Genomic DNA, 18,632 nt, shown 5'->3' on the forward strand with positions numbered 1-18,632 from the left:
CCGAAAGTGAGTGAACAGTAATAATTATGGCAAGCCCTTTAAAACCCGGAACATCCAATGCCTGCAATATCACTGCGCTTAGCTTAGCCGGCGAAGTGAATGACGTATTAAGGGATATCAGCCCAAGGTGGAAGATGCAGGTGTTGCATAAGATAGCGGCGGGTAATAAGCAATTCAGTTCACTCAAAACAGCATTTCCCTCACTTTCCGACCAGGTGTTGGGCAAAAGACTTCACGAACTGACTACCGAAGGCCTGATAGAAAAAATTGTTATTTGTGATAAGGCTCCAAAAAAAATCTACTACCATGTGAAAGATAAATGGATGGAGTTGCTAAAGATCATAGATGACCTACATAAGTGGGGAGTGAAATGGAGTTGATCATGCCACAATCTTTGAGCCGCCTAAAGAAGGGCATATCTTTATCTAAATAAAAATTCACCGCACCCATGGTAAACCTCATGATAGGTCACACGCAGGCGGAATGATTCGTACATATTAATACCGGATAATATTTTCTCGGTGATAATGATTTGGCTTTTCGTTGTAAATGATTACCTGACCTGTGACTGTCAACGTTTTGCCACCTGACTGCGTTCCCAAGGATTTCTGGACTGTTTTTTGAACGGAGTCGTAAACTTCTTATCTTCGTCACTGGAAAGTAACGGGCGTAGGTTCGAGACACCTATTCGAGACTTCCGGGAATATAACACTTCTCCATTTCATGCCATCATGCTTTGCACGGCATCGGATGTATTTTTTACGCTATGGAAAAACAACCAGCGCCTGACGACCGCATCAAACTTGGCACAAAAAATCTGCAGGCCTTTTTCGTGGATCACCTTAACCTGATCTATGCAGCCAAGCGGCATTTGGTCAGCAATCTGCCGGAAATCGCGGATGTGGTCCGGTATAACGATTTGCGCGATGGTATATTGGAAACCATCCTTGACGTTCAAAAGCAAATGGTCCGTTTGGAAACGATATTTGGATTACTGCATACAGATATGTCGTCAGAGCGCTGTACGGCAATGATGGGTATGGTCGAAGAAGCTTTCCAGTCAATGCGAAAATATAAGGGGCGTGACCATAGCCTCCGGGACCTGTCTGTCGCTAATTACATGCAGCAAATCGGAAGCGTGGAAATGGCTTCCTTCCAAATACTCGAAATGGCTTCTGTCAAAATCAAAAACAGCCAGATCAGGGATTTACTTAAAGAGAGCTATGCTGAAGCAAGGGCAGACCGTACGCTCATGTTGCTGATCGCTACCAAGTACATCGTTGCAAGTTAGAGATTGAACGTCCTTAGAAATGGTTGGAAGTCCTGCAAGGCATGCAGCATCCTCAAGGTGACTTACCTGTATTGCTCACAAAAGCGGAGTGATAGTGAATTATAAATGCATACTTTAACAGGCTATCAACCTTAAAACCGGGCACCCCGGTGTCGTTTCGTTCAACAAAGCCCGCTACTCATTTACAACTTCAGGTCATACACCTGAGCTGAATTTATGCACTTGTTCGATCAATTCGTCGATATCAAACGGCTTGGAAATGTAGTGGTCAGCGCTGCAATGTTTTTCATGACGGGTATGCCAGCCATGTGTAGCTGAAATGATGATGATCGGTGTCTTAAACGTCTCAGCGGAGCTTTTTAATGCTTTACAAATATCACGGCCATCCATATTGCCGATCATGACATCGAGCAGAATAATGTCCGGCACAAAGGAACTAACCAGTTCGCCAACATTACTGCCGTTGTCAGCTGTCAGTACATCAAAACCTGACGAATCAAGCACCATGCTGATGATCTCCAAAATATCAGGATCGTCATCGATGACCAGTACTTTTTTTCGCTTATGATGCATTTCCGCAAGCTACGGTTTATTGACCAAATTGTATGGGTTTACTTTGCAATTAATTTGTGTGTTCCCGTATGGTATGCTGTTCAGCAAGGAGGAGGCGTAACGATATTATCCGCCAATGATCTACCATGTAACCGGTTTTCTCGATGTAACCAGCGGTGGCTTCATTTTTTTTTACCTTATCCCGCTGTTCTAAAAGTGTTTGGAAATATTTTTGCTTGATCACAGGGCTAATCCAATAACAGATGAAACGGATCCTTGTAATTGACGATGATGAAGATTTGCTGGATATATTCAGCATTATATTCAGAGACGCGGGGTACAACGTTGTGGCTTCCAACCATGTTGACACCGCGGAGCACATCTGGGAGATCGGACCGGATCTGGTCGTACTGGATATCCGGATGAAAAATTCACCTGAAAGCGGCATCGTCATCTGTAAACGGATCAAAGAGAGATTTAGAAATGCTAACATACCCGTCGTACTCGTTTCCGCGGAACCCGATATCAGTCGGATAGCGTTTAACTGCGGCGCAGATGGCTACCTGAAAAAGCCTTTTGATATCCAGGCCCTGATGTCAGCGATCAGCAAGCTTATTTAAGCATGCAAAAGCCGATTTCTGGGCTTTATACATCGTCTGCCAGATGAGCCTTTTCATGAGGACCTTTTTGCCGGCGTAAGGATTGTAGCGAAGCAATAACAAGCAATTGCTATCGTACAGAAACACAGCTTACTTTTAAGAACCAGAAGAGATCTGTTGTAACCGTGATTTTGCTGCTGTGCTATCTATGATTGTTAATTAATGAATCAGCTTAAATTAAGTTCTTATTTGTAATTAGTCTAAATAAAATTATATTTGCAGCGTCGTTAAAAAAAGAGGCCGCACAGCGGGAACTGTGCGGCTCTTCCAGCGGGAACTGGATGTGCTCTTAAACTGTCATTTAAAAAGCAATGCAATTTATCAAAAAAATGCTACTGGCAATCTTTTGCGCCTGTAGTTTTTCAACCTACGCTCAAAATCTTACACAGCTTAAAGGCTACGTAAAAAATCATGCAGGCGAACCACTGCCGGGAGCAACCGTTAAAATTCTAAATGCTGATTTGGGCCGCCTCGCCGATGAATCCGGTTACTTTGTATTTGAGCGGATGAACCCCGGGCATTATGATGTCATCGTCACACTGATCGGTTATAAAAAAAGCGTTCAGTCGGTCAATTTAAAGGCAGGGCAGGCGCTTTCGCTAAAGGTTGAATTAGATAATCAGCCGACTGATATGCAAACGGTAACGGTGACCGGTAGAAGCGCGGTGAAGGAAAGCAATCGCCAGGCCTTTAATGTAACGGCTATTGATGCCAAAAAGCTTTATAACACCACCCTTAACCTTGCGGATGCGCTTGACCGGGTAGCTGGCGTGCGTGTTCGTGAGTCAGGCGGCGTAGGATCTAATTTTAATCTTTCACTGAATGGCTTTTCCGGTAATCATGTGCGTTACTTTATCGACGGCATACCGATGGAAAATTTCGGGACATCATTCCAGATCAACAATATTCCGATCAACATTGCTGAAAGGGTTGAAGTTTATAAGGGCGTTGTGCCGGTCTGGCTGGGTTCTGATGCCTTGGGCGGTGCCATCAATATCATTACCGGTGACCGTTATCGCAACTATATCGACCTTTCGTATTCTTACGGCTCATTCAATACACATCGCAGTGTGCTCAACGCAGCGGCCACCAGTAGGAGCGGACTGATCTTCCAACTCAATGCTTTTCGAAATTATTCCGATAATGATTATAAAGTAAGGGTAGATGCTGCTGACATCAATACCGGCGCCTATACCCCCAATGCCATTGTACGCCGGTTCCATGACCAGTATCATAACGAGACGGTCATCGCGAATGTCGGCGTCGTCGATAAAAGTTATGCGGATAAATTATTGTTCGGCATCACGCTGGGCAAGAATTACAAAGAGATACAGACCGGCGCGCGCATGGTGTCGGTATTCGGGGGCTGGCACCGCAAAGGAAGTATCATTATGCCAAGCCTCAAATATAAAAAGGTTAACCTCATCCGGGGACTCGATCTTACTGTCAATGCCAATTATAATCTGGGTACTGAACAGAATATCGACACGATGAACGTGCGATACGATTGGTTTGGCAACAGCAAGCCGAACGGAAATAACGGAGAGCGCTCAAGAAGTTTGTACAAATACAAGAACAATAACGGTATTGCAACCGCAGTGGCCAATTACCGTCTTACCGAAAACCAAAGCATCGCCCTGAGTGACGTATTCAACACATTTGACAGGAAAGGGTCCGACCCGCTCAACCCGGATATCGCCGCCACTGAACAGCCTAAGAAAACGCAGAAAAACGTTATCGGACTTGGTTATACCTATGACAATAAAGACAGGTACAGTATATCCGTATTTGGCAAGCATGTTTATCAGCACAACGTGACAGGTAGCACGGCAGCGGCATCAAACAATAAATTAGGTTATGGAATTGCTGCGACTTATTTCATTTCACCTGCGCTTCAACTTAAGACATCGTATGAACTGACTAACCGTATGCCTGAGGCGCAGGAAATCTTCGGCGATGTGGAAAACCAGGAAGGCAACCCAAATCTAAAACCGGAACAAAGCAATAATGTCAATCTAGGTGTGGCGTACAACTTTCAATTTAATTCAAAAAACAGGGTATTGATCAACGCCAACGCCATCTACAGGCATTCGGATAATTTTATTTATAACCGGCTGAACAATAACCAATCGAAATTGGTAGCCGATAACCGCGATGGCGTACGAACAATAGGGGGGGATGGAGAGATCAGGTATGCCTATGATAACTGGCTTACAGTGGGAACGACGGTGACCTATCAGTACCTCCAGAATCTGCAGAAGGTTGAGCCCGGCTATACCGGCATCAGCCCGCTTTACAAAGACCAGATGCCCAACATTCCTTACCTGTTTGGTAACAGCGATATCGCTGTCACTTTAAAAAATCTTGGTGGTGATGGCAATAACCTTAACCTGGGTTATAACCTTCTCTACGTCCATGCATTTTACCTGTACTGGCCAAGTTTGGGGAACGATAAGCTAAATATCCCGAAACAGCTCAGCCATGATATCAGCGCGGTTTACAGCCTGAAGAACGGCCGCTACAATGTTGGCCTGGAGGTTCGTAACCTGACCAATGCCTACTTGTACGACAACTTTAGCTTGCAAAAACCGGGAAGGGCTTTCTACCTCAACCTCAGGTACTTTATCAACAGAACAACCCGATAGCATACAATAAATCAACATCATATGAATTTCAGAACTACCTTTGCTGCACTTTCTATAGCGGCAACACTTGCCTCATGTTCAAAAAGTAAAGACAATCCTGCAACACCTTCGGATCCCGGAAATTTTATCGTGACCGTGACACCCGCTGCATCGACCGGCGTAGCGGATTATCTATTGACCTCAAGCTCGCTTGACCAGGGAACCATTTCCATAGCCGGTAACGGTATAGAGCAGGATGGCACTTACCGCTACTACGTGACGACCAACGGAAAATTTTTCAGTATGCTGTACGGTCAGGGTAATCCCGGCGCCGTGACAGCATACAACATCCAAAACGGCAAACTGAATAAACTGACCAATTTCCAGACGGAGACTGTACAGACGTTTGCACCTGTCAACGATGACTTATTGCTGTATAAAATGTCCCGAAACCTAGCGACACCAACAGCGAACTGGTATAAAGTGAATACCAACAATTTGTTAATCACCGCTGAGGGTACAACTAATACTTTGAATTTGGCTGGCAATGGAGAACTTGCCCACTTCAGCTGGCTCAAACAGGTAGGGAATAAAGTATATGCGCCGTATTTTACAATTAAGGACAGACTGTTCGCAACAGCATATCCTGACAGTGCCTGGGTAGCTATCATCAACTATGCAGACATGAAGGTCGAAAAAGTAATTAAAGACAGTCGCACAAGTTTCATCGGCAGGTACTTTACGCCTGGTCTGGAGGTGACAGAGAACAATGATATTTATACGTTCTCCTCCTCTGTTGCATCAAACGGGTCGGGTATCAGTTCTACAAAACCCTCAGCCATCACCCGTATCAAAGCAGGAACCACGGAATTTGATCAGTCTTATCTATTTAATTTTGAAACTGCCAGTGGCGGAATGAATATCACTAACTGGTTATACCTGGGGAATAACACCTTTTTATTAGGGGCCACAACCAAATCTGAGAAAGGTGCATATAATGATGGCAAACACCTGAGCATCGTGAACGTGTTGAACAAAACATTTACACCTGTTACGGGATTGCCTGAAACCAACCAAATTAAAAGCGTAACAGTCAATAATTATACGCCGAAGGACGGTAAAACTGGCTACATCGGCGTCAATCTTGCCGACGGAACCAGCTATGTATATAAGGTGGACGCTTCAACGCACACTGCTTCACGCGGGCTGAAGGTCGAAGGAGGTGCAATCACTGCTGTTCAACATTTACAATAGATAGTCGCTTTAGCTTGAAGGATTAGTGGTTATAATTCGCGTCATCCGGCAAAGCCCAGTCTGGATGGCGCGAATATCAATTTCACCATTCCGATATTTTTAATGTTTACAACATGGTTACCTTATCATTCCTGCTGCTTTTCACCGCTTTTGAAATGCTTTACTTATCTGCAAAGCAGAACCGTAAATGCATCAAACGCAGGTGGCAGCAAACAATAGCCGAAAGTCCTTTAGTTTCCAGGATAGCTGCATCAGCATTGATCATGCTCTCCATGGTCTCATTCGTGGTGGTATTCGGTACAGCAAGCGGTTGCATTGCTTGCGTCATCGGACTGATGTGTGCAGGGTGTCTGGTGGTGCTTTTACAGCCGTTCAATTACCTGCGCATGGTGCACATCGGCAGTCTCTTTTTTTTATTTTTTTTACTGGAAACGTTTGTTTAAAAATGCCTGCTAACCCAAAATACCTGACGAAATCCCCCTGGACAAGATTGTCAAGAATCCTGGCCGGCACGCTCGGCGGTTATACCGCGATGATCAGCTTCCACTTGCTATTAGCCAAGCTATTTCCGGCCGCAAAGGTGGTGGCCACGGCTTTTTTTACCGGTTATCTGATGTGGGCAGTACTCTTACTGATTGCTTTCATCACACCAAAGCCTTGGCAGGTATGGCTGGCCTACGCTGGCTTAACCCTTTTATGTTCGCTTCCGTACCTGATATCCTAACCGATCATGAACAACAGAAGATACAATATCTATTTCCATACCCACACGGTCAGTGGGATCATCATCTGCGCTTTGCTATACGTCATGTTCTTTGCCGGTTCATTCGCATTTTTTAAAGATGACCTATCCGCCTGGCAAAAGAACCGTTCCCATTTGGTAATGCCTGATGCATCAAGACTTGACTTTCAAAGTGCTATCGATACGCTCGCCTTAAAACACCAGATGAAAGGTCGCGATCTTGAGTTTTTCCTGCAGAAAGACGGTGAAAATGCCTACATATCCATGTTTGCATCACATGATACCACGATCAAGAAAAAGCTGGGCAAGACGAAATCAAACGTAAAGCGCAAGCGTGGTCGGAGGGGGCGTGGCGGTGATGATGATACAGATTACCTTGCTTATAATCTTGCCCGGAAACGCAGCGTTGATTATGAAGCAGGTTACGATATCGGTGAATTTCTTTACCGCCTGCATTTTTTTGCGCAGCTCAATGTTATTCCCCTGCGGCTGGGTACACCCTTCGGATATCTGCTGGCCGGAATCGTTTCTTTTATATTTCTGTTTGCGCTGATCACCGGTTTGATGCTGCATTGGGATAAGGTCGTCAGCAACTTTTTTACCTTTCGCCCATGGACAAAGTGGAAAACGGTCTGGACCGATATGCATACCGCGCTCGGGGTAATCGGTTTTCCCTTTCAGTTACTATATGCAATTACCGGGATCGTACTGATTGCCAATTTTTTCTTGCTGGCACCCTTCACAAAATATCGCTATCACGGTGATACACCAAAGATCTATCATGAGCTGGGTTATACTGACAGCACTCAATATCAATATGCTTATCAGCCGCTGGAAGCACCTTTAGATCTGAATCAATTGATTGAACGTGCAAGCCAAAAGTGGCCCGGATGCACGATCAACAAAATACAGATCAAAAATTACGGCGATGCCAATATGCACGTAATCATCGAAGCCAAACCTGCTGTAAGCGCGAGCTTTACCGGTGGCGGGAAGATCATCTACCGCGTCCGCGACCATCGCGTACGTTCTGAGGTTGCGCCTACTGGTCAGGTGGGTTATGTAAATCAGGTTAAAAATGCCATCTATCACTTGCATTTTGGCGACTTTGGTGGCAGGCCTGTGCGGGTCAGTTATTTCGCAATGGGGGCCATAGGATGCCTGGTGGTCATTTCTGGAGTTTTGATCTGGTTAGTGGCGCGTGACAAGAATAACGTTATGCCTCGAAAACGTGCCTTTAATTTATGGACAGCAAACATTTTCATGGCCATCTGCCTGAGCATGCTGCCGGTAACCGCTTTTACCATGACCTGCCTGATTTTTATGGATAAACCTACGCAACAGGATGTTTACCGACTGTACTTTTATGCCTGGCTTGTGCTTTCAGTTTACTTCATCGGGAGAAGGCAGCTCCGGATCACGAACCATCAAACGCTGATCTTATCGGCCGTTTTCTGTATGGCGGTGCCTGCAGCAGACGCTCTTAAACGCGGCAATTGGTTTTGGAGTACTTTCAGTGCCGGCGCGTCTGATATATTATTTGTCGATGTTTTGTTCTTTTGCTTGGCACTGGTCAATATCACCGTGTTGCTTAAAATGAGCGAACAGAAGGCCAAAAATGATCACATGCAAAAAACATTTAATTGATGTCGCCAAACCCTTCGCTTGCCAGCGGTAAAGTGAACCAAAAGGTACATCCATTTCCTGTCTGGCAATCTACCCCAATAGTACCCTGATGGCGTTCAATGATTTCTTTGCAAATGTATAGGCCTAATCCTAAACCGGATACCGATTGGTTGTCCTCATTAACCCGATAGTAACGCTCGAACAAATGTTTCAACTTTTCGGGCGGCAAACCAGCTCCATAGTCGGTAACCGCAACTTTGGCATGTAGGTTAGTAGCGGAAATGGTGACATCCACAAATGCTGCATCCGGGGCGTATTTCACGGCATTGGTCAGGAAGTTGGTGACGACCTGGTCGATCCGATGTTCATCTGCCGAAATGACAAGTTCTAGATCCCCGTTGATTCTGATCCGCTGCCTGTTCGCTATATTAATTGGATTGGCACAGGCGTTTACCAACTGTGAAATGATAAATGTTGTTTTATTGAGCTTGATCTCTTTTTGTTGCAGCCTGCCCACATCAAGCAGGTCATCGATCAACATGCTCACGCGCTCCGTACTTTTCCTGGACTGTAAGATCAGTTTAGGCAACATGGGATGGTCTGGTTTATCTTTGAACCGATCCATCAATTGCAGCGAAGCTTTCAGCGTAGTGATGGGTGTCTTCAATTCATGGCTGGCGATACTGATAAAATCGTCTTTGTGTTGCTGCATCAGTTTTTGCTCAGTAATATCAATGAAAGCGCCGACAAACCCTTTGAAGTTGTTCTGACTATCCAACTTGGGTTGCCCGCTTGCCAGATACCAGTTAAGCGTGCCCAGAGTATTTTTAAAACGAAAGGCCACTTCGAACCGCCGTTTTTGCTCTAGTGCTGAATAATAGGTATTCACGACAAGTGTTCTGTCTTGATCATCCACCACGCCAAGCCACCCGATGCCCAAACTGTCTTCTGCTGAAAGCCCGGTTGAGTCAATCCAGGTTTGATTGACGTAAGTGATATTGCCCTCCTGATCGGACATCCAAAGCGCTGTGGGTGCCGCAGAGGTGACGTCTCGCAGAAGCTGCTCACTGTCGGCGAGCGCACGTTTTGCCGACAGTTCGGGACGCAAGTCACGCATAATGGCGCCGATGGCCAATGGCTGGCCACTTGCCGGATCGTCGATCCTGACAGCATAGTTAAGAACCGGAAATAGCTCACCGGTTTGAAGATGTCTCAACCTCATTGTGCCAACCCATCTTCCTTCACGCAGGACGGTCGGCAAGACCGTCGTCTGAACAAATTCCAGGTCTTCCGGTGAATGTAGATTGACGATCGGGGTGACAGCCACTTCTTCGTCACTGGTGAATCCCAGAAGTACCTTGCCAGAATCATTGATATAACTGTTGGTGCCGCTTAGATCCAGTATTGACATCAGGTCAGTACTGTTATCGGCTAAAGTTTTCAATTTGCGCTCCGTATCCCTGGTCTGTTTTTGTTCCGTTACATCCATCAGGGTTCCGATCAACCTTACAGGTTTACCCGTAGCATCATGTACCACTTTGCCTTCAACTTTTACCCATCGGAGGTCGTGCGTATCATTCCTGTAGATCCGGGCTTCGTAGCATAAGCGGCCGGTCGAAAGTGCTTGCTGACGCGCCGTGGCGCGTATTGACAGATCGTCCGGATGGAACGATTCCACATAGGCTGGTAAATCTTGCACCTTTGTAAACCCGAATAGGCTGGCAAGTTGGGGTGAACTGATCAATTGATTGGTTTCGAGATCGATATCGTAGGTGCCTAATCGGATGGCTTCGGTGGCCAATCTTATCCGCTCTTCTGCTAATGTAAGTTCGCTAAGCGATCGTTCCAGGTGGTGCTGGGTGACCAGAAGCTCATCCGTTGTCACACGCAGTTCTTCGCTCCGGGCCTCCATTTTTTCATTCAGGGCCATGTACTCCTCATTCAGCGCAGTCAGTTCTTCATTATCCGTCGCCAGTGCTGCTACCGTATCTTCAAGTCCATTGAGCGCAAGCACCCTTTTGCTGGTGTCCGATGCCGTACTAACAACGCCGTATATCGTACCGTCCTTGTCACGGAGGGGTTTAAATGAGCAATCAAAGAAAATTTTCTTCAGCTCTCCGCTGACCATGATCATCGCTTCGCCATCCGGATTTCGATAGGTTTCGCCTGTATGATAGACCCGTCTCAGCAGCTCGAAAAACGCCTGACCCTGAATCTCCGGGATCGCATCCAGCAAATTGCTTCCGATGATGTCCGGCGGCTTATTCCAAATCATCAGCATTTGCTCATTAGCAGCAGTGATGGTATAATTTATCCCTGTGAAGACACAGGTACCAATGGGTAAAGTGTCAACCATGGTCTGAAGCGCGTATTTTGAAAGCATTGCGTCTTAGATCGATAGATTGTGAATTTATATCATTTAAAAAGCGGGAGCGTCACTGCCATTACTAAGAAGCATTCTTGGTCCTGATCGTCCTGCAGCTACTGCTGCTTCTTAAAGAGGATTGTCAAAACCCTGTTCAGTGGCGCGGAACCATCCAAGATATCCGAAATACGCTAAAAGCGATTTGCACCGGCATGCTCGCTCAGGGCTAATCAGGTCGCTAACTTTTTTGCTTACGTATGTACTTGGTCAAAATAACAATCATCTGACCGTCGATCTTGCCCTCAACCTGGCCCGCATCGTCTGCTACCAGGCGGATTTGTTTTACAACTGTGCCCATTTTTGCGGTCAGTTGGCTGCCTTTGACATCCAGCGAACGCGTTAGTACCACGGTATCTCCCGTCCGGAGCTCGTTTCCAAGACAATCGCGATGCAATGCCGCTACTGTTGTGTCTTCTGCTGCTGAACCGGCCTGTGCAATCTTCAGCAATTCATCTTCAAGATACAGTTGGTCCAAAAGATCCGCTGCCCATACCTCATTTTTCAGCTTGTTCAACGTTCGCCATGCAAGCACCTGTACACCCGGATCTTCACTCCACATTGCCTTTGATAAGAAATGCCAATAATGTTCGTCTGGCTCCTTTCTCGACAATTCGTTCACACAGCCCCCACATATGGCCAACTGATAAGCAGCTTTATCCGGAACGGGAACGGTAAAAATGGACATGGGTGCAGTTGTATCGCAAAGTTGGCAGGTTTGTGTATCTAATTTCTTGTTCATATGTATTGAAAATCAGGTCAGTTTATCAGGTAATTCATCAGGACAATTCCACAGACAATGCCGATGATCATCATCATATCTAGCAAGATCTCATTGCCGGCGAATCTTTTGTATTTGGTCTTGCGACAGCGTGGGCACCCGGCGGAACGCATTGCTTTGGTTTTCGGCGTTCGTCCGTGATTATTATCCGGGTTTATTCGCTGATCCATAGTTTTAGCATTTGCTTGAAAGACATTGCCACCAATTTGTAGGACGCAGGAATGATCTCCTGATCGGCCTGATAGGTGACAACCCGGGTACCGGCGGGACGGTGCTTCAGCGCATGATGGATATAGTTTGCATAATAATCGTAAAGGCTTCTTGATAATTCCACACGCTCGTCGATCGCATGCTGTTGATCGATGTTCTCGTAAAAGGCGTTATAGAAATAGAAATGGTCAAAACGGTTAAAGTCAACCTGTGTGACATTGACATGCTTGAAGTTGGCATTTTTCAATGCCAGGTATTGCAGTGCCCGATCCGCATATTCTACCAGTTCCTCCCTGTGTTCTGCGCCAAAAAAATGGCATTGAGGATGAAGCTCCGCTGCGGTCAGACAGAACTTGCCCGTACCGCTCCCAATGTCCAGTATGCGGCTGCCCGGCACCGCCAGGTAAGCAGCTGCTGCTCTTGCCACTTTGAGCGGAGTCCAGTGTCTCGATGATATTTGTTGCAGGTGCTTAGGATATAGACAGTCGAAACTGGCATCGTTTTGAAAAAAGCGGCCAACTGGCCCGGTATTGGTCAGAGCCCTTATCAAGCCACCTGCTTGATCGTTTCGTTGTTTGGGTAAGGCTGAAGAAGGGTAACTTTCTGTCATATGCAAAGGTGGCCAAAGCAGACCAGTAAATAGCTGCACTTAATCAGGAAAAAAACTGATAAAGATCAGGTTATAGAATTTTGTAAATTTGCACGATGAGCTTAAACGGCCTGTTTCCTATAGATCGCTGGAACTTTCACACCGAATCGGTGCTCGGCGTGCTTACGACCGAGGAGCATACGCTGTTGCTTTCCGGTCGCCAGGATCTGCAGTGTGGTAAAGGCGAGGTGATCTTCCGGGAAGGTACCGTCCCATCAGGGATTTTTTTGATTCGTAGCGGTAAGGTCAAAAAATATAAGTCTGGTCAGCATGGTCGGGAACAGATCATTTATGTAGCGGGTCCCGGCGAGTTGATTGGCTATCATGCAGTTCTCTCAGAAGATCGGTATCCGGATTCCGCAGCGGCCATGGAGGAAACGCAGGTCGCGTTTATTCCCAAGGAAAATTTTTTAGCGACACTTTCACGATCGCCACTATTCACCAAGCGCCTGCTTAAAGCAATCAGTCATGAGTTTTCCGTATTGGCCAACTCAATCTCTGTCATCGCACAACAAACCGGGCCTGAAAGATTGGCGATTGCTCTGATTGTGCTTAGGGAGAAATTTAAAAAAGAGAGATCACTGGATGAACCCCTGACCATTACGGTACCACGTGCGGACTTGGCAAGTATGGCTGGGATTGCTGAGGAAAATGTGATCCGCCTCCTCAAGGAGTTTAAGCAGGAAGGCATATTGGAGACTAATGCTCGAAAGATCTTGATCAAGGATCTGGACAGATTGATCAGACGGGCAAACTATTCTTGATGAAGATTTAGTATATGCCTTATAGGTGAGTGCAAGATCGCGCGCCTCATGCTACTACCATAGCATTCATGCAAAACCAGCTGGTAAAAATCACCAATCGCGAATACAAATCACTCCGCTAGCATCTACCTGTTTCGAAGCCGAAAAGCGACAAAAAATCCTTAATTAAAAATTTTAGTAAAGCATCTTTCCCGGTCAATCAATAAAATCAGGCTGGATTGATCCTGATCTTTTTCGCCACTTTCGATCCCGAGTTTTGTTGTTGATGCTCTGGGCGCAGGTCTTCGCCGATAGCGGCCTAAATTTATGATAGCGGCGCCGGCTAAAATGAGCAGCACTGCTATCGTGTTTTTAGTTTTTTGTGACATGGTTGCGTGATTTATTTATTGTGCCCTTTTGCGTTCTTCTTCACTCGCGGTAGAGCGGTTTCGCGAGGCGGTGATATTTTTGCCCAGACGATAAGAAAAACTCAGCGCTACTGTCCGGCTTTCAACATGATGAAAGAAACGGCTTTGCTGGTCTTGGTAATTGATGCTCACATAGTTGGTGTTCGTGTTAAAGATGTCGTTCACCGCCAGGCGCAATGATCCCTTTCCGTGCAGCATATTGGTTTTAACTCCGGCGTCTACCTGTCCGTTTGCACGGTTACGATAAATGCCCTGTATTCCGGGTCCATACCAGCCTGCGTTCAACTCAGCTTTAATACCCTGTTTAGCATTGATGGTGAAGGCCTGGTCCAGGTTGCCGGCGAAGGAGATCAGGTGGTAGTCAAAACTGCTGTTCAAATATGCTGACGCTTCATGCTGACGATAACCATCTGCAATAGCGTTGATCTCCCACCAGCCTGACGGACGAACTGCTGCGCTTAACCGTACCCCGGCTATTGCGCTTAAGCCAAGGTTGGCATGGGTTCCGTAATAGATCCTCGTCTGGTTATCCTGCATATTGATGTTAGTGAATACATCATGGGTTGAGGTGTAATAAGCCGTAACATGGTAGTCTTTATAAGTGTAGCTCAGTTCCAGATTGTGCACGAAAGCCGGCTGCAAGCCTGGATTACCTACATAGATGTTATACGGTGACAAGTAGCGCCGGGCGGGGTTTAAGCGGTTGTATTCAGGGCGCTCTATCCGGTAAGCGTAATTCAGCTGCAACTGCTGGTCGTCATTCAATTTGTATTGTGCGAACAGCGTAGGAAAAAGTTTCAGATAATGGCGTTCGTTGGTGGTATTCAACGTTACCGAGTAGCCTTTAGCCCGGGTATACTCTGCACGCAACCCGCCTTGCAAGGTCCAATTACCAATGGTGCCAGATAGGCTGGCATAAAGGGCAGCATTATTTTCACGATAAATGAATTGGTTGCCGTTTTGAGGTATGAGGGTTAACGCGTCGCCTGCACGATCATAATAGATAAAATTATTCCGGCTTTTTGTGCTGCTGTATTTTGCCCCGGTGGTGATATCCCAGCTTTTCCCTGCTTTAAAGGCGTAGTCTACTTTTCCGGAGTAAATATCAATTTTTTGCTGGCTTGGCGTAAAAATGTGAAAGCGGTTATCGGTCAGGCTGCCATCCGGCAGAAAAGACTGATTATCAGCATAAGCGTTTGAAGTTGTGCGGTAAGGCGAGTAATCTGCATCAATATTTAAACTGCTTTTTCCGCTGTCCAGTTTTAAATTATAATTAAGATTATAAGTATACTGACTGCCGCTTCCCGGCACAAGGTTGACGGTTCTTAAAGTGGAATCTAACACCTGCTGCTTGTTAGTAGCTTTAGTGAAGGTATTTCCTTCGGTTGTTCCGTTTCGGTTGTTACCGGTAATCAGCACGCCTAATACCTGGTTAGGAGAGATTTGATAGTCGGCGCCAAGGCGGTAATTATGGTTGTCTGACTGGTAGATGTTCCTGTTTACGCTGCTCCATAATGAATTGCCAAAATCGATAGCTGTATTATGGTCCTGAAAGGAATGCCGGTGTGTAAAACTGTAATTGCCGTAGACATTGAATTTCGACTTACGGTAGTTGAAAGTGGTACCCGCATTATAGCCCGGATAAATGCCCTGCAGCAAACCGCTGTTCAATGCCAGGTTAAAGCCTTCCTTTTTACCTTTTTTTGTTACAATGTTTATAACCGATGCACCTTCGGCATCGAAACGAGCCGGCGGGTTGGAATAGATCTCCACCCGTGCAACCTGATCCGAGGGCAGGCCCTGCAGGTAAGATGCTAAATCCTCTCCGGAGAGTTGGAGCGGTTTGCCGTCCATGTATATCTTGACCGTTTTGCGATTTGCCGTAACTTCGTTACTGGCATTCACCTGCACGCCGGGCGCCTTTACAAGCGCTTCCCAGGCGCTGCCGCCTGTAGCCAGTAGACTGTTCTCAACGTTAAAGCTAACGCGGTCAATTTGCCGTTCAATAACCGGGCGGCGATAAGCAACGGTCACCTCGCTCAGCTGTTTGCTGTCCGGCTGCATGGTAATCACGATGCTGTCTTTGGGTAATAAAAGGGTTAATGATGTGGGCTGATAACCTACCAAGCTGGCTTTAACGCTATAGCTTCCGGGCTCTTTATAAATCAAAGAGAATGTCCCTAAATCAGCAAACGCAGATGCAACTTGCTTTTGATCTTTAAGCAAAGTGACGGTCACGGCGTCGAGCGGATGTCCTGAAGCATCCACCACTTTACCGGGAATCTTTGTTTGTGCCTTTAAAAACCCAGGCAACAAGAGTATGAGTAGGAATAATAGGTTCGTTTTCATGTTGCAAACCTACCCCAAGCTTCGGTTAAGGCTCGTTAAGCAATGTTAAACAAGGTTAAATCGTATCTTGTACTTATGATAAACTACGAGCTAATCATCATTTTCGTGGTATGAAATGGTTATCTAAACGTTATGCCTACCCAATGGCAGGACTGGCTATCCTGGTTAGCGTAGGATTGCAGGCGGCCTGGCTGGTTCAATTATTTGATGCACAGCGAGAGCAGATAAAGCGCGACCTGGAGCAATCGGTGAGCCGTGCAGCCAGCATGAATGACTACCTGAGCGTGGTGCATGGCCATGAGAAGAGCCAGAACTTTCGAAATTTCTTTTTGTCGCCGGAATGGTTGCAGTTTAAGCAAGCGTTTACGAATATGCGCAAGCGGCATGTCAGCGGACGGTTTAGTTCCGACCTAAAAGATGACAGTACGATCATCGACATCAGTCTTAGGATCGCCAATAATCAGACTCAGCCGTCCAAGCGAAAAGTCATACGTTCTTATGACATCGGGGAAACCCAAGCATCGGTTGAGGCGGGTGACCGCCGGGACCTGATCAGAATGGACAGCCTGGTGAAAGTTGAATTTGATAAGAACCAATTAGATGTATCATTTTATCATGTACTTTATGACTATGACACCGGCAAGCCGGAATCCCATGCATTGTATAACAAATCGCAGCACGCAGATTACCGAAGCTTGTTGTATTCCTATAACATCAACTTTTTCTTTCATAATTACCAGCTTGTTGTCCCTTCAGTCAGCAAAGTTGTTCTTTACCGGATGCGTTATTACCTCATATCATCTTTTCTGATGCTTGCGCTTACAGCTTTGGCTTTTGTGTTCCTGTTTCGCCTGATAAGCAGTCAGCAGTTGTACACACGGGTAAGGCTGGCATTTACCGGGAACATGACCCACGAATTGAAGACACCGGTTTCTGTGATTGAAGCTGCCCTTGATGCCGTAAGCCGGTACCAGCTCTACCGGGACCCTGTTAAGCTGGAAAATTACCTGGAGATTAGCAGATCGGAGCTGCAGCGGTTAAATATGATGATTAATAAGGTGTTAAGCCTTGAACAATTAGACAACGGCGAGATCGTTCTGCGCAAAGAGCTTTACGACGTACAACAAGGCTTGGCCAGCATGGTTGCCGCCATGCAGTTAAGGAATGGTAATTCCAACGCAAAAATTTATTACCATCCCTCCGATGAGCCTTGTTTTGTAGATGGCGACCCGTTGCACCTGACAAACGTATTCTATAATCTCATTGACAACGGCTTAAAATACAGCGGCACAGACGCTTCAATAACAATTCATTGCAGTGCTGAGGAAGAAACTGTTTCGATCGTAATTGCAGACAACGGTCCCGGGATAGCGGCCATCTATCGCGAAAAGATCTTTGAACGCTTTTTCCGCGTTCCCGAAGAGGCAAGTACGCACAATGTAAAAGGATCAGGACTGGGCCTACATTATGTTAAACAAATTATAACCGTACACGGCGGCACCATCAGTGTACGCAGCGAAGACAATAAAGGCAGTCAGTTTATAATCGAATTACCGGCTTATCATGAAATATAAAGTACTTTACGCAGAAGATGAACCAACGCTGGCCCAAATCATCAGTGATGGGCTACAAAATAGCGGCTATGAAGTTATTTTTGCGGAGAACGGCCAGCTTGCTCTCGAAAAATACCGGGAATCGCCACCGGATATTTGTGTGCTCGATATCATGATGCCGCTGAAGGACGGCTATTCACTTGCCGAAGACATTCGTAAACAGGACAGTGGTATCCCGATCATCTTCTTGAGCGCTAAGTCGCTGCCAGAGGATGTTATTAAAGGATTTAAAAGCGGCGGTAACGATTATTTGCGCAAACCCTTTAATATGGGGGAGTTGCTCATTCGAATGGAAGCACTGCTTACCCGATTCGGCAACAGGACTATTGCCGACGAGCCGCTGACCGGACGTATAAAGTTCGGGAATTGTGAACTGGACACGGTTAGCCAGCAACTAATCACTCCAATATCGTCTTACACGCTATCTTTTAAGGAAACGGCTTTACTCAAGCTTTTACTGCAACACAAAAATAGCCTTGTGAAAAGATCGGTATTTTTACTTGAGATATGGGGAGATGATAGCTTTTACAACGCGCGGAGTATGGATGTATTTATGAGCCATATCCGCAGAATGCTGAAGGATGACCCTAACATACAATTGATGAGTATAAGGGGAGCCGGGTATAAATTGATATGTTGAGGTATATTGATCAAATCGGAGTTAGCTGTTTATAAATTTATTTACGCTA

Annotated in this window: 18 protein-coding genes; 11 read left to right on the forward strand and 7 right to left on the reverse strand. The window is 46.0% G+C overall.

Going from position 1 to position 18,632, the window contains the following annotated elements; all coding sequences use genetic code 11:
- Positions 1-26 precede the first annotated feature (26 nt).
- The gene (locus INP83_RS11950; RefSeq protein ID WP_219124235.1) at positions 27-380 is read left to right on the forward strand and encodes a helix-turn-helix domain-containing protein; all 354 of its coding nucleotides are present in this window, start codon (positions 27-29) and stop codon (positions 378-380) included.
- A gap of 386 nt (positions 381-766) precedes the next feature.
- Positions 767-1,291: a DUF892 family protein gene (locus tag INP83_RS11955; RefSeq protein ID WP_219124237.1), complete on the forward strand. Its 525-nt coding sequence runs from the start codon at positions 767-769 to the stop codon at positions 1,289-1,291.
- A gap of 195 nt (positions 1,292-1,486) precedes the next feature.
- Here the strand turns inward: INP83_RS11955 and INP83_RS11960 are convergent, their stop codons facing one another.
- Together INP83_RS11960 and INP83_RS11965 are read right to left on the reverse strand one after the other, a co-directional pair.
- Entirely contained in the window at positions 1,487-1,864 is a 378-nt protein-coding gene (locus tag INP83_RS11960) for a PleD family two-component system response regulator (protein ID WP_219124239.1), read from the reverse strand.
- Positions 1,865-1,913: 49 nt separating this feature from the next.
- Positions 1,914-2,087 (reverse strand): hypothetical protein, encoded by a 174-nt coding sequence (locus INP83_RS11965; protein WP_219124241.1) that lies wholly within the window; start codon positions 2,085-2,087, stop codon positions 1,914-1,916.
- Between the two features lie 19 nt (positions 2,088-2,106).
- On the opposite strand from INP83_RS11965, the gene INP83_RS11970 reads away from it, so the two are divergent.
- The 6 genes from INP83_RS11970 (at position 2,107) to INP83_RS11995 (ending at position 8,769) form a co-directional block, all read left to right on the forward strand.
- Positions 2,107-2,463: a PleD family two-component system response regulator gene (locus INP83_RS11970; protein ID WP_219124243.1), complete on the forward strand. Its 357-nt coding sequence runs from the start codon at positions 2,107-2,109 to the stop codon at positions 2,461-2,463.
- Between the two features lie 350 nt (positions 2,464-2,813).
- Complete coding sequence (locus tag INP83_RS11975; RefSeq protein WP_219124244.1) at positions 2,814-5,147, forward strand: TonB-dependent receptor; 2,334 nt, start codon at positions 2,814-2,816, stop codon at positions 5,145-5,147.
- A gap of 21 nt (positions 5,148-5,168) precedes the next feature.
- Positions 5,169-6,380, forward strand: a complete 1,212-nt coding sequence (locus tag INP83_RS11980) for a DUF4374 domain-containing protein (RefSeq protein ID WP_219124246.1) — start codon at positions 5,169-5,171, stop codon at positions 6,378-6,380.
- Positions 6,381-6,493: 113 nt separating this feature from the next.
- Positions 6,494-6,823 (forward strand): hypothetical protein, encoded by a 330-nt coding sequence (locus INP83_RS11985; protein WP_219124248.1) that lies wholly within the window; start codon positions 6,494-6,496, stop codon positions 6,821-6,823.
- A 2-nt stretch (positions 6,824-6,825) separates the two neighbouring features.
- A complete protein-coding gene (locus INP83_RS11990; protein WP_219124250.1) occupies positions 6,826-7,104 on the forward strand; it encodes a hypothetical protein in 279 nt (92 codons plus the stop codon).
- Between the two features lie 6 nt (positions 7,105-7,110).
- Entirely contained in the window at positions 7,111-8,769 is a 1,659-nt protein-coding gene (locus tag INP83_RS11995; protein ID WP_219124252.1) for a PepSY domain-containing protein, read from the forward strand.
- On the opposite strand, the gene INP83_RS12000 is transcribed toward INP83_RS11995, so the two are convergent.
- The 3 genes from INP83_RS12000 to INP83_RS12010 all read right to left on the reverse strand — a co-directional run bounded on the left by INP83_RS12000 (position 8,762) and on the right by INP83_RS12010 (position 12,771).
- Entirely contained in the window at positions 8,762-11,131 is a 2,370-nt protein-coding gene (locus INP83_RS12000; RefSeq protein WP_219124253.1) for a PAS domain S-box protein, read from the reverse strand. The two genes, INP83_RS11995 and INP83_RS12000, sit on opposite strands and share 8 nt — an antisense overlap.
- 220 nt (positions 11,132-11,351) lie before the next feature.
- On the reverse strand, positions 11,352-11,912 hold the full coding sequence (locus INP83_RS12005) for an alkylphosphonate utilization protein (protein ID WP_219124255.1): 561 nt from the start codon (positions 11,910-11,912) through the stop codon (positions 11,352-11,354).
- A gap of 193 nt (positions 11,913-12,105) precedes the next feature.
- Positions 12,106-12,771, reverse strand: coding sequence for a class I SAM-dependent methyltransferase (locus tag INP83_RS12010; protein ID WP_219124257.1), 666 nt, complete (start codon positions 12,769-12,771; stop codon positions 12,106-12,108).
- 95 nt (positions 12,772-12,866) lie between these two features.
- Between INP83_RS12010 and INP83_RS12015 the strand changes: the two genes are divergently transcribed.
- Positions 12,867-13,574, forward strand: a complete 708-nt coding sequence (locus INP83_RS12015) for a Crp/Fnr family transcriptional regulator (RefSeq protein ID WP_219124259.1) — start codon at positions 12,867-12,869, stop codon at positions 13,572-13,574.
- 161 nt (positions 13,575-13,735) lie between these two features.
- Here the strand turns inward: INP83_RS12015 and INP83_RS12020 are convergent, their stop codons facing one another.
- Both INP83_RS12020 and INP83_RS12025 read right to left on the reverse strand, forming a co-directional pair.
- Positions 13,736-13,942 carry a hypothetical protein gene (locus INP83_RS12020; protein WP_219124260.1) on the reverse strand — a complete coding sequence of 69 codons (207 nt, stop codon included), beginning with the start codon at positions 13,940-13,942 and terminating at the stop codon, positions 13,736-13,738.
- Positions 13,943-13,957: 15 nt separating this feature from the next.
- Positions 13,958-16,330: an outer membrane beta-barrel family protein gene (locus INP83_RS12025; RefSeq protein WP_219124261.1), complete on the reverse strand. Its 2,373-nt coding sequence runs from the start codon at positions 16,328-16,330 to the stop codon at positions 13,958-13,960.
- 110 nt (positions 16,331-16,440) lie between these two features.
- Between INP83_RS12025 and INP83_RS12030 the strand changes: the two genes are divergently transcribed.
- Positions 16,441-17,904 carry a cell wall metabolism sensor histidine kinase WalK gene (locus tag INP83_RS12030; protein WP_219124262.1) on the forward strand — a complete coding sequence of 488 codons (1,464 nt, stop codon included), beginning with the start codon at positions 16,441-16,443 and terminating at the stop codon, positions 17,902-17,904.
- Positions 17,894-18,583: a response regulator transcription factor gene (locus INP83_RS12035; protein WP_219124263.1), complete on the forward strand. Its 690-nt coding sequence runs from the start codon at positions 17,894-17,896 to the stop codon at positions 18,581-18,583. The genes INP83_RS12030 and INP83_RS12035 overlap by 11 nt, the downstream gene beginning before the upstream one ends.
- The last annotated feature ends 49 nt before the right edge of the window (positions 18,584-18,632 follow it).

This window comes from Mucilaginibacter sp. 21P (assembly GCF_019331605.1).
GTDB classification, from domain to species: Bacteria; Bacteroidota; Bacteroidia; order Sphingobacteriales; family Sphingobacteriaceae; genus Mucilaginibacter; species Mucilaginibacter achroorhodeus.

What these genes read in the sequence shown, in the direction of transcription:
- INP83_RS12000 (WP_219124253.1), bottom strand. Translation starts at nt 11,131, where the DNA reads ATGCTTTCAAAATACGCGCTTCAGACCATGGTTGACACTTTACCCATT.
- INP83_RS12015 (WP_219124259.1), top strand. Translation starts at nt 12,867, where the DNA reads ATGAGCTTAAACGGCCTGTTTCCTATAGATCGCTGGAACTTTCACACC.
- INP83_RS11950 (WP_219124235.1), top strand. Translation starts at nt 27, where the DNA reads ATGGCAAGCCCTTTAAAACCCGGAACATCCAATGCCTGCAATATCACT.
- INP83_RS12005 (WP_219124255.1), bottom strand. Translation starts at nt 11,912, where the DNA reads ATGAACAAGAAATTAGATACACAAACCTGCCAACTTTGCGATACAACT.
- INP83_RS12025 (WP_219124261.1), bottom strand. Translation starts at nt 16,330, where the DNA reads ATGAAAACGAACCTATTATTCCTACTCATACTCTTGTTGCCTGGGTTT.
- INP83_RS12035 (WP_219124263.1), top strand. Translation starts at nt 17,894, where the DNA reads ATGAAATATAAAGTACTTTACGCAGAAGATGAACCAACGCTGGCCCAA.
- INP83_RS12010 (WP_219124257.1), bottom strand. Translation starts at nt 12,771, where the DNA reads ATGACAGAAAGTTACCCTTCTTCAGCCTTACCCAAACAACGAAACGAT.
- INP83_RS11995 (WP_219124252.1), top strand. Translation starts at nt 7,111, where the DNA reads ATGAACAACAGAAGATACAATATCTATTTCCATACCCACACGGTCAGT.
- INP83_RS11960 (WP_219124239.1), bottom strand. Translation starts at nt 1,864, where the DNA reads ATGCATCATAAGCGAAAAAAAGTACTGGTCATCGATGACGATCCTGAT.
- INP83_RS11990 (WP_219124250.1), top strand. Translation starts at nt 6,826, where the DNA reads ATGCCTGCTAACCCAAAATACCTGACGAAATCCCCCTGGACAAGATTG.
- INP83_RS12020 (WP_219124260.1), bottom strand. Translation starts at nt 13,942, where the DNA reads ATGTCACAAAAAACTAAAAACACGATAGCAGTGCTGCTCATTTTAGCC.
- INP83_RS11975 (WP_219124244.1), top strand. Translation starts at nt 2,814, where the DNA reads ATGCAATTTATCAAAAAAATGCTACTGGCAATCTTTTGCGCCTGTAGT.
- INP83_RS11970 (WP_219124243.1), top strand. Translation starts at nt 2,107, where the DNA reads ATGAAACGGATCCTTGTAATTGACGATGATGAAGATTTGCTGGATATA.
- INP83_RS11980 (WP_219124246.1), top strand. Translation starts at nt 5,169, where the DNA reads ATGAATTTCAGAACTACCTTTGCTGCACTTTCTATAGCGGCAACACTT.
- INP83_RS12030 (WP_219124262.1), top strand. Translation starts at nt 16,441, where the DNA reads ATGAAATGGTTATCTAAACGTTATGCCTACCCAATGGCAGGACTGGCT.
- INP83_RS11985 (WP_219124248.1), top strand. Translation starts at nt 6,494, where the DNA reads ATGGTTACCTTATCATTCCTGCTGCTTTTCACCGCTTTTGAAATGCTT.
- INP83_RS11955 (WP_219124237.1), top strand. Translation starts at nt 767, where the DNA reads ATGGAAAAACAACCAGCGCCTGACGACCGCATCAAACTTGGCACAAAA.